Annotated in this window: 12 protein-coding genes, 1 tRNA gene and 1 pseudogene; 6 read left to right on the forward strand and 8 right to left on the reverse strand. The window is 71.7% G+C overall.

Annotated features, from left to right (window positions below; genetic code table 11):
* The first annotated feature begins 168 nt into the window (after positions 1–168).
* Positions 169–765, forward strand: coding sequence for a histidine phosphatase family protein (locus tag ACIBLA_RS15530; RefSeq protein WP_363244075.1), 597 nt, complete (start codon positions 169–171; stop codon positions 763–765).
* A gap of 105 nt (positions 766–870) precedes the next feature.
* Here ACIBLA_RS15530 and ACIBLA_RS15535 read toward each other — a convergent pair whose 3' ends face one another.
* Positions 871–2,277 carry a tetratricopeptide repeat protein gene (locus ACIBLA_RS15535; RefSeq protein ID WP_399198886.1) on the reverse strand — a complete coding sequence of 469 codons (1,407 nt, stop codon included), beginning with the start codon at positions 2,275–2,277 and terminating at the stop codon, positions 871–873.
* A gap of 323 nt (positions 2,278–2,600) precedes the next feature.
* Here ACIBLA_RS15535 and ACIBLA_RS15540 point away from each other — a divergent pair, with 323 nt between their 5' ends.
* Entirely contained in the window at positions 2,601–3,050 is a 450-nt protein-coding gene (locus tag ACIBLA_RS15540; protein ID WP_363244073.1) for a hypothetical protein, read from the forward strand.
* An 82-nt stretch (positions 3,051–3,132) separates the two neighbouring features.
* Positions 3,133–4,017, forward strand: a complete 885-nt coding sequence (locus ACIBLA_RS15545) for a spermidine synthase (protein ID WP_399198887.1) — start codon at positions 3,133–3,135, stop codon at positions 4,015–4,017.
* A 21-nt stretch (positions 4,018–4,038) separates the two neighbouring features.
* Here ACIBLA_RS15545 and ACIBLA_RS15550 read toward each other — a convergent pair whose 3' ends face one another.
* Positions 4,039–4,620 carry a hypothetical protein gene (locus ACIBLA_RS15550; protein ID WP_363244071.1) on the reverse strand — a complete coding sequence of 194 codons (582 nt, stop codon included), beginning with the start codon at positions 4,618–4,620 and terminating at the stop codon, positions 4,039–4,041.
* A gap of 100 nt (positions 4,621–4,720) precedes the next feature.
* Here ACIBLA_RS15550 and ACIBLA_RS15555 point away from each other — a divergent pair, with 100 nt between their 5' ends.
* Together ACIBLA_RS15555 and ACIBLA_RS15560 are read left to right on the forward strand one after the other, a co-directional pair.
* Entirely contained in the window at positions 4,721–5,455 is a 735-nt protein-coding gene (locus tag ACIBLA_RS15555; RefSeq protein ID WP_363244070.1) for a response regulator transcription factor, read from the forward strand.
* Positions 5,452–6,840, forward strand: a complete 1,389-nt coding sequence (locus ACIBLA_RS15560) for a sensor histidine kinase (protein ID WP_399198888.1) — start codon at positions 5,452–5,454, stop codon at positions 6,838–6,840. The genes ACIBLA_RS15555 and ACIBLA_RS15560 overlap by 4 nt, the downstream gene beginning before the upstream one ends.
* Positions 6,841–7,047: 207 nt before the next feature.
* Here ACIBLA_RS15560 and ACIBLA_RS15565 read toward each other — a convergent pair whose 3' ends face one another.
* From ACIBLA_RS15565 to ACIBLA_RS15575, 3 genes and pseudogenes are all read right to left on the reverse strand, one after another.
* Complete coding sequence (locus ACIBLA_RS15565; RefSeq protein WP_363244068.1) at positions 7,048–8,460, reverse strand: GH1 family beta-glucosidase; 1,413 nt, start codon at positions 8,458–8,460, stop codon at positions 7,048–7,050.
* A gap of 31 nt (positions 8,461–8,491) precedes the next feature.
* Positions 8,492–8,689 (reverse strand): annotated as a pseudogene (locus tag ACIBLA_RS15570) (carbohydrate ABC transporter permease); the annotation flags it as partial.
* Between the two features lie 61 nt (positions 8,690–8,750).
* Positions 8,751–9,665: a helix-turn-helix transcriptional regulator gene (locus tag ACIBLA_RS15575; RefSeq protein WP_363244067.1), complete on the reverse strand. Its 915-nt coding sequence runs from the start codon at positions 9,663–9,665 to the stop codon at positions 8,751–8,753.
* Positions 9,666–9,819: 154 nt separating this feature from the next.
* On the opposite strand from ACIBLA_RS15575, the gene ACIBLA_RS15580 reads away from it, so the two are divergent.
* Positions 9,820–10,863 (forward strand): zinc-binding dehydrogenase, encoded by a 1,044-nt coding sequence (locus tag ACIBLA_RS15580; protein WP_363244066.1) that lies wholly within the window; start codon positions 9,820–9,822, stop codon positions 10,861–10,863.
* 89 nt (positions 10,864–10,952) lie between these two features.
* Here ACIBLA_RS15580 and ACIBLA_RS15585 read toward each other — a convergent pair.
* The 3 genes from ACIBLA_RS15585 to ACIBLA_RS15595 all read right to left on the reverse strand — a co-directional run bounded on the left by ACIBLA_RS15585 (position 10,953) and on the right by ACIBLA_RS15595 (position 12,948).
* Positions 10,953–11,025, reverse strand: a tRNA-His gene (locus tag ACIBLA_RS15585).
* A gap of 101 nt (positions 11,026–11,126) precedes the next feature.
* Entirely contained in the window at positions 11,127–11,720 is a 594-nt protein-coding gene (gene orn, locus ACIBLA_RS15590; RefSeq protein ID WP_399198889.1) for an oligoribonuclease, read from the reverse strand.
* Positions 11,721–11,730: 10 nt separating this feature from the next.
* Positions 11,731–12,948, reverse strand: a complete 1,218-nt coding sequence (locus tag ACIBLA_RS15595; RefSeq protein WP_363244064.1) for a helix-turn-helix domain-containing protein — start codon at positions 12,946–12,948, stop codon at positions 11,731–11,733.
* Between the last annotated feature and the right edge of the window lie 842 nt (positions 12,949–13,790).

A 13,790-nucleotide genomic window follows, 5' to 3' on the forward strand; every position in this document is an offset into this window, starting at 1 on the left:
GATCGCGCGCATGCGACGGGTCCCCTGCGAACCCACATGCGTCAACGCAACCCCCGTGCACGGACCGTCGGCTTCTGTTGGGGACGCCGAGATCGTCCCGGAGGTTGCCATCCGTTCAGGTGCGGGATGATGGGACGGCACCTTCTGTGAACCTCAGGGAGAGCTTCCATGGCATCGCGCATCCTCCTCGCCCGGCACGGCCAGACGGCGTGGTCGCTGTCCGGCAGGCACACCGGCAGGACGGATGTCCCTCTGCTCGACGAGGGCAAGCGCGGCGCCAAGCTGCTGGGGGAGCGGCTGCACCGCGAACCGTGGTCGGGCCTGCCCGACGCGGAGATCCGCACCAGCCCGCTGGTGCGCGCGAGCGACACCTGTGAACTCGCCGGGTTCGGCGGCCGGGCGCGGGCGTGGGACGCGCTGATGGAGTTCGACTACGGCGCGTACGAGGGCATGACCCCGGCCGAGATCCAGTCGGTACGGCCGGGCTGGTTCATCTGGCGCGACGGCGTCCCCGACGGCGAGACGCTGGCCGAAGTCGCCGCGCGCGCCGACGAGGTCGTGGACTGGGCGCGCTCGGCCGACCGCGACGTGCTGGTCTTCGCGCACGGCCACATCCTGCGCTCGATCGGCGCGCGCTGGCTGGGCGAGGACGTGTCCTTCGCGTCCCGGATCCGGCTGGCGCCGACGTCCCTGTCCGTTCTGGGCTGGGCGTACGGGGCGCCCGCGATCGACATCTGGAACGACACGGGGCACCTCGCGGGCTGACGGGGCCGGGTGGGGTCGGCCCCTGGCCGTGCCCCCGAAGTCCCGTGCGGCGAACGACGCCTGGCACGACACTTCGCGGCGTTGGCAGTTCTGCGAAGCCCCGGGTCAGGCCCGGTGCGCCGTCGCCGCCGCGGACGCGTGGCGGTCCAGGAACCCGCTCACCTCCGCCGTACGCCGCCTCGGCAGCAGCACCCGCACCATGACCGCGAGTATTCCCTGGATACGGGACGACTGGACCTCGTCCATCAGATCGAGCACCCGGTGCCCGGCCGCCGCGGCCTCGTCGAGGAAGCCCGCGCGCGCCAGGTCGGTGGCCAACTCGGTCCGGTAGAGCGCGAGATTGCGCGTGAAGTGCGGGTCCTGGAGGACCGTGGCCCGGTACGCGTGCCGGGCCGCCGCCGACCAGTCGCCCAGCGCCGCCCGGCACTGCGCCTCCAGCGCCTCCAGCTCGGGCTCGCCGAAGAAGGACATCCACTCGGGATCGGCGTCCGACGCACCGCGCTCGAAGAGCGTGTGGGCCTGCCCGAGCGCCTGCTCGCAGCCGGTACGGTCCCCCAGCCCCGCCCAGCCGCCCGCCTCGCGGAGCGCGAGCAGCGACAGAAGCCGCGGCGACGCGAGGTCCCGTGCCGCGCGCCGGCCGGCCTGCGCCGCGCGTACCGCCTCACGGTGTCTGCCCGCGTCCCGCGCCAGGAACGCCGTGTTGCAGAACGCGTGCGCCTCAAGTCCCGCGTCACCGGCGACCCGTGCGGTCGCGAGCGCCTCCGCGTAGTGCGAACGCGCGTCATCGAACCGGCCCGAGTCGTGCGCCAGCCAGCCCACCGAGATCGCCAGTTCGCCCGCGCTCGCGTGCAGCCGGTCCGCCGTCGCGCCGTGGGGGACGGTGCCCGCGTCGAGGAGCTCGTACGCGGTCCGCAGCGGCCGTGCCGCCCGCCGGTACAGGCCGTCGGCGCCGTGCCGGTCGTCCAGCAGCCGGATCCGGCGTACCGCCTCCTCCAGGGCGGCCACCTCGGCCTCGCCCACCCGCCGCGGGCCGGGCACGTCGGCGAGCGCGGGCGCGGCGCCGAGGCCGAGGCCGAGACCGGGGCCGAGAGAGGCCGCCGCGGCCATCGACGCCGGGCCGTTCGTCATGAATGCGCGACGCAGCACGTCGCTCTCCTCGCTGGTGTCACCGGTGTCGCTGTACACCGGGGTCGGGTTCGGGACGGGGGCCGGCGCCGCCGGGCAGGCGTCGGCCGTGGGTCTGGACGCCCGGCCGCGCACGCTCTCGCGGGCCGAGAAGCCCAGATCGGCCAGGGTGAGGCCGGGGAACATATGGAGGAAGACGCGTTCGTACGCGTAGTTGGGACAGCGGATCTCGCCGGCCTCCACCCGTCCGATATACCGTGCGTCGCACGCGACTTGTTCACCGATCTCCCGTGCGGACCTGCGTACGGCCGCGGCGAACTCCCCCGGCGAGCGGCGCCCTCGCAGCCGGCGGAAGACGAGGTTGGGAACTGCCCGGATCGACGCCATGGCCGAGACCTCTCCTGGAACACCTTGGTCGTGCCTGCCGGTTCATCCGGCAACCGGGTTTCCGGCAACCCGGCAACCCGGCAGCCCCGGCAACCCGGCGGTCCGGCGGTCCGGCGTCCAAGAACGTACCGGTTGTGACGAGTTACGTACGCAGGGTTTGGCTACAAACCGGATATCTCACCCACGATCCGCCATGAACTGCCATCCTTTGCGGCGGACTCCTGCCGTAGCTGTTGACGCCGAAGCGCGTTGAACCATGAGGAGACGCGCCACGTGTCTCCACTCGACGAGGAGGGGTTCTCTTCTCGGAGTTGGAGGTCGGTATGCGGACCGGTGAAGGCTCATGGACGACCGTGCGGCACAAGCCCGCCGCCGAGGCAGGCGAGTTGCCGCCCGTTGACGCTTGTGACGGGGACGGCGGCGCCTGCGACCTGGTGACCGTGCCGGCCCGCCAGGGGCTGGAGGCCGTCGACATCCTGCGCCGTGGCGGGGGCGAGGCTCCGGCGGTGGGGCCCGTACTCCTCGACGGCAACTGCGACAACCTCGGGTTCCTGGTGCCGCCCGGCACGGCGGCGGGCTGGGACATGCCCGGCAGCGCGTGTACGGAGACGGCCGGCCGGGGGCTGCGGGTGCCGGCCGAGCCGCCCGTCACGGGCGGTGCGTGGCTGCTGCCGCCGGACGACGACACCGGCGAGGTCACGGACCCGGCGGTGCTGCGGGAGGCGCTGGGCGAGGCGGCCCGGCTGATCGAGGCGGCGGACGGCCGCCGGTAGCCGGTGCCTGGTGTCTGGCGCACCTGGCATCGGCGGACGGTGAGCGACGGCGGAGGAACGCCGGCGGGCGGATAATGGACCCGTGGCGAAGAATCCGGCGGCGAAGAACAGGCGACGTGGCCGAGGGGGCTCCGGGCCCGAGACCGTCACCGAGCCGGTCGACGGCGGCATCGCCGAACTTGTGCCCGACCGCGAGCGCCCCCGCGCCTGGACGCTGCTGATCGACGGCGCCCCGCAGTCGCATGTCGACCTCGCGGACCCGGCCCATCTCACCTTCGCCTACCAGCGCAGACTCGGTCACTTCATCGACCTCGTCGCGCCCGCCGGCCGGCCGCTGCACGTCGTCCACCTCGGCGGCGGCGCCTTCACCCTCGCCCGTTACGTCGCGGCGACCCGCCCCCGGTCCACCCAGCAGATCGTGGAACTGGACGCGCCCCTCGTCCAACTCGTGCGCAGACAACTCCCGCTGGACCCGGCCGCCCGGATCCGGGTCCGCTCCATCGACGCGCGGGCCGGGCTCGCCAAGGTGCCCGACGGCTGGGCGGACCTGGTGATCACGGACGTCTTCGACGGAGCCCGCACCCCGGCGCATCTCACCAGCACCGAATTCCTCGCCGACGTACGGCGGGTGCTGACGCCCGGCGGTGGCTACGCGGCCAACCTCGCCGACGGACCCCCGCTCGCGCATCTGCGCTCCCAGATCGCCACGGCCGCCACCGTCTTCCCGCAGCTGGCGCTCGCCGCCGACCCCGCCGTACTGCGCGGCCGGCGTTTCGGCAACGCCGTACTCCTCGCCTCGGAACGGGAGTTGCCGGTGGCCGAGCTGACGCGCCGGGTCGCCGGCGATCCACATCCGGGGCGGGTGGAACACGGGCGCTCGCTCACGGACTTCACCGGCGGCGCGGCGCCCGTCACCGACGCGAACGCCAAGCCGTCACCCGAACCGCCGGCCGGCTCCTTCGACTGAACGCCCTTACCCGCCGGGGACTTACCGCTCGTCGATCTGCACCCGCGGCGCCGAGTCGTGCCAGGTGCAGAAGACCGAGATCTCCCGGTCGTCCCGAGTGAACGTCACCCGGATCCAGAAGTCCTGCTTCCACACCTGCATCTGCCAGCCGTCCTCCGGCGTCGCCGAGACCAACTCGCCCGCTTCGTCGCCGAGATCGAAGACGACCCGCCCGCCGTCCACCGGATAGCTCTTGACGTCGCTGTTCGCGGCGGGGTCCGCGCCCGGATCCGAAGGCGGCTTCCGCTCCGGCGATTCCGGTGATGTCGGCGATTTCGCGGGTCCGGTCGCCGACGGCTTGTCGTCCGTCGCCTCGGCGGACGGAGGGCGCGGGGACGACGACGGGGGCGAGGGCGGCGGGCTCGGCGGGCGGTGGGTCGAGGACGACTCCGGCCGGGCCTGCTGCGTGGTCGTGTTGTCCCCGGTGATCGGAAGCGCGCGCGGCCTGTCGTACACCGTGCCCACCACGACCGTGCGCACACCCCACCACGACAGCGTGACCGCCGCCCCTGTCGCGAGCGTCCACGCCATGGCATGTACGAGTCCTCTGCGCATCGGGGCCATACTGCACCACCCGCACGGCAGTTGTCCCTATGAGCCGAGATCCCCTCCGCGTTGCCGAACGGCGGACGCCGGGGCGTCCGGATGGCGTACGGTGCCGCCCATGCCAAGTGTGCTCGTGGTCGAGGACGACCAGTTCGTACGCTCCGCCCTCATCAGGCACTTGACCGATGCCTCCCACACCGTACGGAGCGTCGGTACCGCCCTGGAAGCGCTGCGCGAGGTCGCCCATTTCCGCTTCGACGTGGTCATCCTCGATCTCGGACTGCCCGATCTCGACGGGGCGGAGGCGCTGAAGATGCTGCGCGGGATCACGGACGTGCCGGTGATCATCGCCACGGCGCGGGACGACGAGGCGGAGATCGTACGGCTGTTGAACGACGGCGCCGACGACTACCTCACCAAACCGTTCTCGGTGGAGCATCTGTCGGCCCGGATGGCCGCCGTGCTGCGCCGCTCTCGCGCCACCGCCGCCGCCGACTCGCCCCCGCGCGTCATCCGGGTCGGCGGGCTCGCCATCGACCCGCTGCGCCGCCAGGCCGAACTCGACGGCGCCCCACTGGATCTGACGCGGCGTGAGTTCGACCTGCTCGCCTTCCTCGCCGGGCGGCCCGGTGTGGTCGTCGCGCGCAAGGAACTGCTCGCCGAGGTGTGGCGGCAGTCGTACGGCGACGACCAGACCATCGACGTCCATCTGTCCTGGCTGCGCAGGAAGTTGGGCGAGACGGCGGCCAGGCCCCGCTATCTGCACACCCTGCGCGGCGTCGGAGTGAAGCTGGAACCGCCGGTCCCTCGGGCGTCGGCCTCCGGCCCCGGCGGGCGCGAGCCCCTGTCATGAGATGGGCACTGGTCAGGGTCTCGCTCGCGGTCACCGCGATGGTCGTGCTCGCCTTCGCCGTCCCGCTCGCGCTCGTCATCAAGGAGATGGCCAAGGACCGGGCCTTCTCCAACGCCGAACGGCAGGCGGCGACCCTCGGCCCCGTGCTCTCCATCGCCCAGGGCCGCGATCAGCTGGAGTGGGCCGTCCGGTCCAGCCCCATCGGTGACACGGGACAGCTCGCCGTCCATGTGCCGGCCTCCGGCGAGGCGGGCAGCGTGCCCGTGGAGATCGGCACCCGCCGGGCCGCGCAGCGGGACCTGCGCGCCACCGAGCGGCTGGGCAGGGCCTCCATCGCCGAGGTCAGCGGCGGGTCCGCGCTCCTCCAGCCGATCGCGATCTCCACCGGAAAGATCGCCATCATCGAGGTGTTCGTCCCCGAGGACGAGGTCGTCAACGGCGTCGCCACCGCCTGGCTGGTCCTCGCGGGCGTGGGCACCGCGCTGATCGTGGGCTCGGTCGCCGTGGCCGACCGCCTCGGCGTACGGATGGTCCAGCCCGCCCAGCGGCTCGCGGGCGCCGCCCATGACCTGGGCGAGGGCCGACTCGGCGCCCGCGTCCCTACGAGTGGCCCGCCCGAGCTGCGGTCCGCGGCCGTCGCCTTCAACTCGATGGCCGACCAGGTGGTCCAACTCCTCGCCAACGAACGGGAACTGGCCGCCGACCTGTCGCACCGGCTGCGCACCCCGCTCACCGTGCTGCGCCTCAACGCCGCCTCGCTGGGTGAGAGTCCGGCCGCCGACCAGACGCGGGCGGCCGTCGCGCAGCTGGAACGCGAGGTCGACACCATCATCCGTACGGCCCGGAGGGCCAAGCCGCAGACCCGTGCGACGACACCCGGCGTGGGCTGCGACGTCTCCGAAGTCATCCGCGAGCGGATGGACTTCTGGTCGGCGCTGGCCGAGGACGAGGGCCGGAAGGTACGGCTGGCCGGGGTCGGCCGCCCGGTGCGCATACCGGTCGCCAGGCCCGAACTGGCCGCCGCCCTGGACGCGTTGCTCGGCAACGTCTTCCGGCACACCCCCGAGGGCACCGGCTTCGCCGTCGACGTCCACCACGCGGAGGAGGCCGTGATCGTCCTCGTCTCCGACGCGGGCCCCGGAATCGCGGACCCCGAGGCGGCCCTCGTACGCGGCAACAGCGGCGCCGGCGACGGCTCGACGGGGCTCGGGCTCGACATCGTGCGCCGGGTCGCCGAGTCGACCGGCGGAGACGTACGCATCGGGCGCTCCGTGCTCGGCGGCACGGAGGTACGGATCTGGATCGGGCTCGGCGGCAGGCGCTCCACACGGTCGGCCGGAGGCCGCCGCGGGAACCGGCCGCGCCGTCGGCCGGCCGCGCATTAATCCGCTCCCAACGGTTCCTTAAGGGCGCCTCAAGAACACCAACACCCGCCCGTTATCGGTGACTTGTCCGGACCGATGCGGCTAGCGTGCTTGCCGGAAGACCGTACGAACCGCATGGCTGCCGTCCCCCACCGGTCGCCACCCCGCCGCGTCCCGGCCGGCCACCGACCCCCCCCCCGGCCGGGACGCGCCCCGACGAACAGGCTGCTACTCCGGCGGGTCGGGCAGCACGCCCGTCTCGGTCAGCCGCGCGTACCAGCGGGCGCTGGACTTCGGCGTACGCGCCTGCGTCTCGTAGTCGACGTGCACCGCGCCGAAGCGCTTGCCGTAGCCCCGCTCCCACTCGAAGTTGTCCAGCAGCGACCAGAGGAAGTAGCCACGTACATCCGCCCCGTCGGCCATCGCACGGTGCGCCGCCGACAGATGACCGTGCAGGAAGCGGATCCGGTCCGGGTCGTGCACGACGCCTTCCGCGTCCGGCTTGTCGTCGTACGCCGCGCCGTTCTCGGTGATCACCAACGGCACGTCGGGCGCCTCGCGCGTGTAGCGCATCAGCACGTCGTACAGCCCGGTCGGATCGACCGACCAGCCCATCTCCGTGACCTCGCCCGGCGGCTGATGGAACGTCACGGACTCGGCGCCGGGCCAGGGGGACTTCTCGCCCGCGCCGTGGCTGTCGCGGCGCCCGGTGTCCGCGCCGGTGTCCGGCGAGGCCGACACCAGGTGCGGCGTGTAGTAGTTGATGCCCAGCCAGTCCAGCGGCTGGTTGATCGTCGCCGTGTCGTCCGCCTGCGCAAAGGACCAGTCGGTGATCCGCGCGGTGTCCTCGACCAGGTCGTCGGGGTACGCGCCCGCCAGCATCGGCCCGGTGAAGATCCGGTTCGCCAGCGCGTCGATACGGCGCCGGGCGTCCAGGTCCTCCGGCGACTGCGAACGGGCCCGCACCTGGGCGGCGTTGTGGCAGACGGTCACCTGGGCGCGCCTGGGCAGCACCGTCCGCAGGGCCTGAGTGGCCAGCCCGTGGCCGAGGTTGAGATGGTGCGCGGCCCGCAGAGCGAGCAGCGGATCCGTCCGGCCCGGCGCGTGCACACCGGAGGCGTAGCCCAGAAAGGCGCTGCACCAGGGCTCGTTGAGGGTCACCCAGCGGTCGACCCGGTCGCCGAGCGCGTCACCGAGGATCCGCGCGTACTCAGCGAACCTGAACGCCGTCTCGCGCACCGGCCAGCCGCCCGCCATCTCCAGATCGTGCGGAAGGTCCCAGTGGTAGAGGGTGAGGACGGGCCGGATGCCGCGCTCCAGCAGGTCGTCGACGAGCTTGCGGTAGAAGTCGAGACCGCGCTGCACGGCGGGGCCGCGCCCGATCGGCTGGACGCGCGACCACGAGACCGAGAAGCGGTACGCGTTCACCCCGAGGTCCGCCATGAGGCGCACGTCCTCGGCCCGGCGGTGGATGTGGTCGGCGGCGGTGTCACCGGTGTCGCCGTTCTCGACCTTGCCCGGTGTGTGGCTGAAGGTGTCCCAGATCGACGGGGTACGGCCGATCTCCCGCGCGCCGCCCTCGATCTGGTAGGCGGCGGTGGCGGTGCCCCATATGAAGTCGGACGGAAAGCTGAGGGACATGGGTGCGCTCCGGGTCGGGGAAGACGCGCGGTCAGCCCTTGACCGCGCCTGTCATGATGCCACCGACGATGTGCTTGCCGAAGATCACGAAGGCCGGCAGCAGCGGAAGCGTACCGAGCAGGGCACCGGCCATGATCACCGACTGGTCGGGAATGCAGCCGCGGCCGAGACCCGTGAGCGCGACCTGCACGGTCGGGTGGCCGTTCTGAGTGAGCGCGATGATCGGCCACATGGGAGCGCTCCCACTCAGTGGTCGAGCGTCCCCGCTCACAGGGAAGGTGTCAAGGAAGTCAGCCGGCGTCGTGGGAGTCGTGGGTGGGCTCCGCCGTCTCGGGCCGGGGGGCCGCCAGGCTGGCGAGGAGCCTGAGCCGGTCTTCGGAGGTGGTGCCCGGTTCGGCGATGTAGATGGTCAGGTCGTGCACCGCCCGGTGGGACATCGGCAGGTCCAGGGAGTGATAGGTCAGCTCCAGCCGGCCGACCTCGTGGTGCCACAGCCGCTTCACGCCGTCGTGACGGATCCGGATGTCGTGCGAGGCCCACCGGTGGCGGAACTCGGGACTGAGCGTCGACAGGTCGCCGACGAGTTCGCGCAGGGCCCGGTCGTGGGGTTCACGCCCGGCCTCCGCGCGCAGGAGCGCGGCGGCGGCGACGGCCGCGGCGTCCCAGTCGACGAAGAAGTCGTGGGAGCCCGGATCCAGGAAGATGTAGCGGGCGATGTTGGCACGGCCGTGCTTGTCGGTGGTCTCGCTCGCGTACACCGGCGCGTGCAGGGCGCGGGCCAGCGGGTTCGCGGCGACGATGTCCTGACGTCCGTTGCGTACGAACGCGGCGGCCATCGTCATGGAGTCGAGCATCCACTGGATACGCGGCGGGGCCTCGACATCCTTGCGGCGGGACGGCGCACGGTGGGCGGGCCGGGCCGCCCGCGCCAGGTCGAACAGGTAGGTGCGTTCGTCGTCGTCCAGTCGCAGCGCCCGGCCGACCGCGTCGAGGACGTCTTCGGACACCCCGCCGATGTGGCCCTTCTCCAGCCGCGTGTACCACTCCGTGCTCACCCCCGCGAGGACGGCGACCTCCTCACGCCGTAGCCCCGGAACCCGGCGCCGGCCGCTGGTGGGCAGCCCGACCTCCTCCGGGGTGATCTTCGCGCGTCTGCTGGCGAGGAAATCCCGGATCTCGGTGCGGTTGTCGGGTGGCTGGTCCATGCCATCAACGGTAACCACCTGCCGCCGACGAGGGAGGTTGAGGTTATACCCCCCATAAACGCGACCTTCCCCATGCGTGGCGAGGGGAGTTCCGTGGGGGTCGACCGCCGCCGTGCGGCAATCCGGCACGGTACGACCCCTTGGAGAACATCTCATGCGCGCGACCCTCATGTACGGCGCCGGCGACGTCCGAGTCCAGGACGTCCCGGACTCCGTCATCAAGCACCCCACCGACGCCCTCGTCCGCGTCACCGCCTCCTGCGTCTGCGGCAGCGACCTGTGGCCGTACGCGTCGATGTCCCCCGCGGACGGCCCCGTGCGGATGGGACACGAGTTCATCGGCGTCGTCGAGGACACCGGATCCGAGGTGACGACCCTCAGGCGCGGGGACCTCGTCGTCGCCCCCTTCGCCATCTCGGACAACACCTGCGCGTTCTGCCGCGAGGGCCTGCACACGTCCTGTGCCCACCCGCAGGCGGGCTTCTGGGACGGCGAGCCGGAAGAGGGCGGCCAGTCGGAAGCCGTCCGTGTGCCACTGGCCGACGGCACCCTCGTCAAGCTCCCCGTCGCGGCGGACTCCGCCCTCATCCCGTCCCTGCTGACGCTGTCGGACGTCTTCGGCACCGGCTACCACGCCGCCGTGATGGGCGGCGTGAACGAGCGCACGCGCGTCACCGTGATCGGTGACGGCGCCGTCGGTCTGCTGGCGGTGCTGTCCGCCAGGCGGCTGGGCGCCGAACAGATCATCCTGATGGGCCGCCACCAGGAACGTACCGACCTCGGCCGCGAGTTCGGCGCCACCGACGTCGTCTCCGCGAGGGGCGAGGAGGGCATCGAGGCGGTCCGCGAACTCAGCGGCGGACACGGCACGCACGTGGTCCTCGAAGCCGTCGGGAACATGCCCGCCTACGAGCAGGCCCTCGGCATCACCCGCCCTGGCGGCGTCATCAGCCGCGTCGGCGTCCCGCAGTACGAGGCGGCACCGATCGGCTTCGGCAGCCTCTTCGGCCCCAACCTCCGCCTGGCGGGCGGCCCCGCACCGGTCCGCGCCTACATCGAGGAACTGATGCCCGACATCCTCGACGGCACCATCGAGCCGGGGAAGGTCTTCGACGCCACGACCGACCTCGACGGCGTCCCGGCCGGCTACCAGGCCATGGCCGACCGCAAGACCCTCAAGCTCCTCGCCAAGCCCTGACGCCGAAGCCCCCGACCTCGAACAACGAGGCGGGGGCTTTCATGACCAAGGCCGGACCTGTTCTTCCAGGTCCGGCCTTGATCATTCAGGGTGAGTAACGGGACTTGAACCCGCGACATCCTGGACCACAACCAGGTGCTCTACCAGCTGAGCTATACCCACCATGCCCGGTCAATCCTGTGCCCGACCGGCCGAGAAAAAGTGTACAGGGTCCGCGAGGGTGCTCGCTCACGAGTTATGGCGGGCCCTGTGGGGCGTGTGTCTCACAGCACGTGCTTCGCCGCGATCGTCTTCGCCGTGTCCGAGTCCGGGCCGGGCTGCGGCACGAAGACCGCCTCGCGGTAGTAGCGCAGCTCCGCGATGGATTCACGGATGTCCGCCAGCGCCCGGTGATTGCCGCCCTTCTCGGGGCTGTTGAAGTAGGCGCGCGGGTACCAGCGGCGTGCCAGCTCCTTGATCGACGAGACGTCGACGATCCGGTAGTGGAGATAACCCTCCAGCTCCGGCATGTCCCGCAGCAGGAAGCCGCGGTCGGTGCCGACCGTGTTTCCGCACAGCGGCGCCTTCCCCGGCTCCCTGACATGCTCGCGTACGTACGCCAGCACCCGCTCCTCGGCCTCGGCCAGGGTGCTGCCGTCGGCCAGCTCGTCGAGCAGGCCCGAGGCGGTGTGCATCTGCCGTACCACCTCGGGCATGGTCTTCAGCGCCGCGTCCGGAGGACGTACGACGATGTCGACCCCTTCGCCGAGCACGTTCAGCTCCGAGTCGGTGACCAGCGCGGCCACCTCGATGAGTGCGTCGTCCGTCAGCGAGAGCCCGGTCATCTCGCAGTCGATCCACACCATTCGATCGTTCATGCGCCTTACCCTACGGTGCGCTCCGCTGACCGGGCAGGCTCGGGCGGCCCTGACCTGAGGCGAAGGCCTCCGAGTAGGGTCTGACCGGCTCCGGCACCGACGACGAGGCCGTCGCGGAACCGGACGGGGCGGCAGCCGCCGCCCTCCGGGCCTGCGGGGAGGTCTGCGTCGGTACGACCGGCTCCACCGGCGCCGACCCGAGCTGGTCCCCGTGCGGACGGCGGGCCCGGTAGGCGGCCCGGTACGCGGCGGGGGACGAGCCCAGCTGGCGCCGGAAGTGCCCGCGCAGCGCCACCGGCGAGCGGAAGCCGCAGCGGCCGGCGACCTCGTCGACCGAGTAGTCGGAGGTCTCCAGCAGCCGCTGCGCCTGGAGCACGCGCTGCGTGATCAGCCACTGGAGCGGCGCGCTGCCGGTGAGCGAACGGAAGCGGCGGTCGAACGTCCTGCGGCTCATATAGGCGCGGGCCGCCAGAGTCTCCACGTCGAACTGCTCGTGCAGATGCTCCAGTGCCCAGGCCACGACCTCGGCGAGCGGGTCGGAGCCGATTTCCTCTGGTAAAGACCTGTCCAGATAGCGCTCCTGACCGCCACTGCGACGCGGCGGGACGACGAGCCTGCGCGCCAGTGCCCCGGCGGCCTCGGTCCCGTGATCCGTACGCACTATGTGCAAGCACAAATCAATCCCGGCCGCTGTCCCCGCCGACGTGAGCACATCGCCGTCGTCGACGAACAGTTCACGCGGATCCACATGGACGGACGGATATCGCTTGGCCAGCGTCGGCGCGTACATCCAGTGCGTCGTCGCCGGGCGGCCGTCCAGCAGACCGGCCGCGGCGAGCACGAACGCGCCGGTGCACAGTCCGACGATCCGGGCGCCCTCCTCGTGCGCTCGGCGCAGCGCGTCGAGCGCCTCGGGCGGTGGCGGCGAGGTGATCGACCGCCAGGCGGGGACGACGACCGTGCCCGCTCTGCCGATCGCCTCCAGGCCGTACGGCGTGGTGAGTTCGAGCCCGCCGGTGGTGCGGAGCGGGCCGTCCTCCCCACCGCACACGAGCAGCCGATACCGCGGAACCCCGGCGTCCTGGCGGTCGATGCCGAACACGGAGAGCGGAATGGAGCTCTCGAAGATGGGCCCACCACTGAACAGCAGCACAGCGACGACTTCTCGGCGGCGGCGACCGGAAAGCTTTCGTGCTGACTCCGGTGCGGCAATGGAGTCCTGGCTCATGGCGCTAAGCCCCCCTCGGTGTTCGCGTCTCCCCGTTCGTGTCGGGTCTTTCGCTCCTGCACGATTCCCCTCGGTTTTGCACGGGACCCCACTCTTCGATACTCATGATCGAATCTACTGTGTCCCGTGGTGCCGGCGTGACAAGTTCTCCATCCGCCGCTATGTCGACAAGGCAACCTGGCGCGAAGCATTCGATCACGAAGCGTTCCACCCTCGCGGCTCACAGGGAAGTACGCCTGGCGCGCATGGCCCGTCCCCGTAGGCTCTTCGCGGCCGGAAAGGGCCTCTCTGCCCTGGTGACAAGGGGGTTGGCAGGCCATTTCGCCAAGGATGGGTCGCAGGGGTGAAGTTGGCTGAAAACTTACGGGTGTGCGGACCCGGAAGAGTCAGTCTCCCGGCGCGCTTCTGTTAGGCGTACGCGCGCCTCGATGCGCCCCCTGGGGCCTGGCGTTACCCGCCGTACGTTGGGCACAGAGCGACTGCTCCGAGCGGCGCAGAAGCAGCCGGCAGACCGCCGTCACGGCGACAAGCGCCAGCGCGGGTCCGGCGGCCCCGCCGACGGACGTGCCGCACACGACAAGAACCACCGGTACGAGAAGGCAACTGAACGCGGCCCAGCGAACCACATCGCTCACGGAGTCGGCGGATGCGACTGGCGCGGCAGGTGTGGCAGAGGCGGCAGAGGTGTCAGTCGCGACAGATGTTGCGGACGCGTCCGGTGCGGCCGACGCGGACTCCGGTCCCGAGGGGGAGGCGTGGTGATGCGGTCGTACGGACACGTGAGCTCCCTGGTGACGGGGGTGGCTGTGTGACTGGGGTGACTGCGTCGACGACGGGGGACC

This window comes from Streptomyces sp. NPDC050433 (genome assembly GCF_044458565.1).
In the GTDB taxonomy this organism is placed as follows: Bacteria; Actinomycetota; Actinomycetes; order Streptomycetales; family Streptomycetaceae; genus Streptomyces.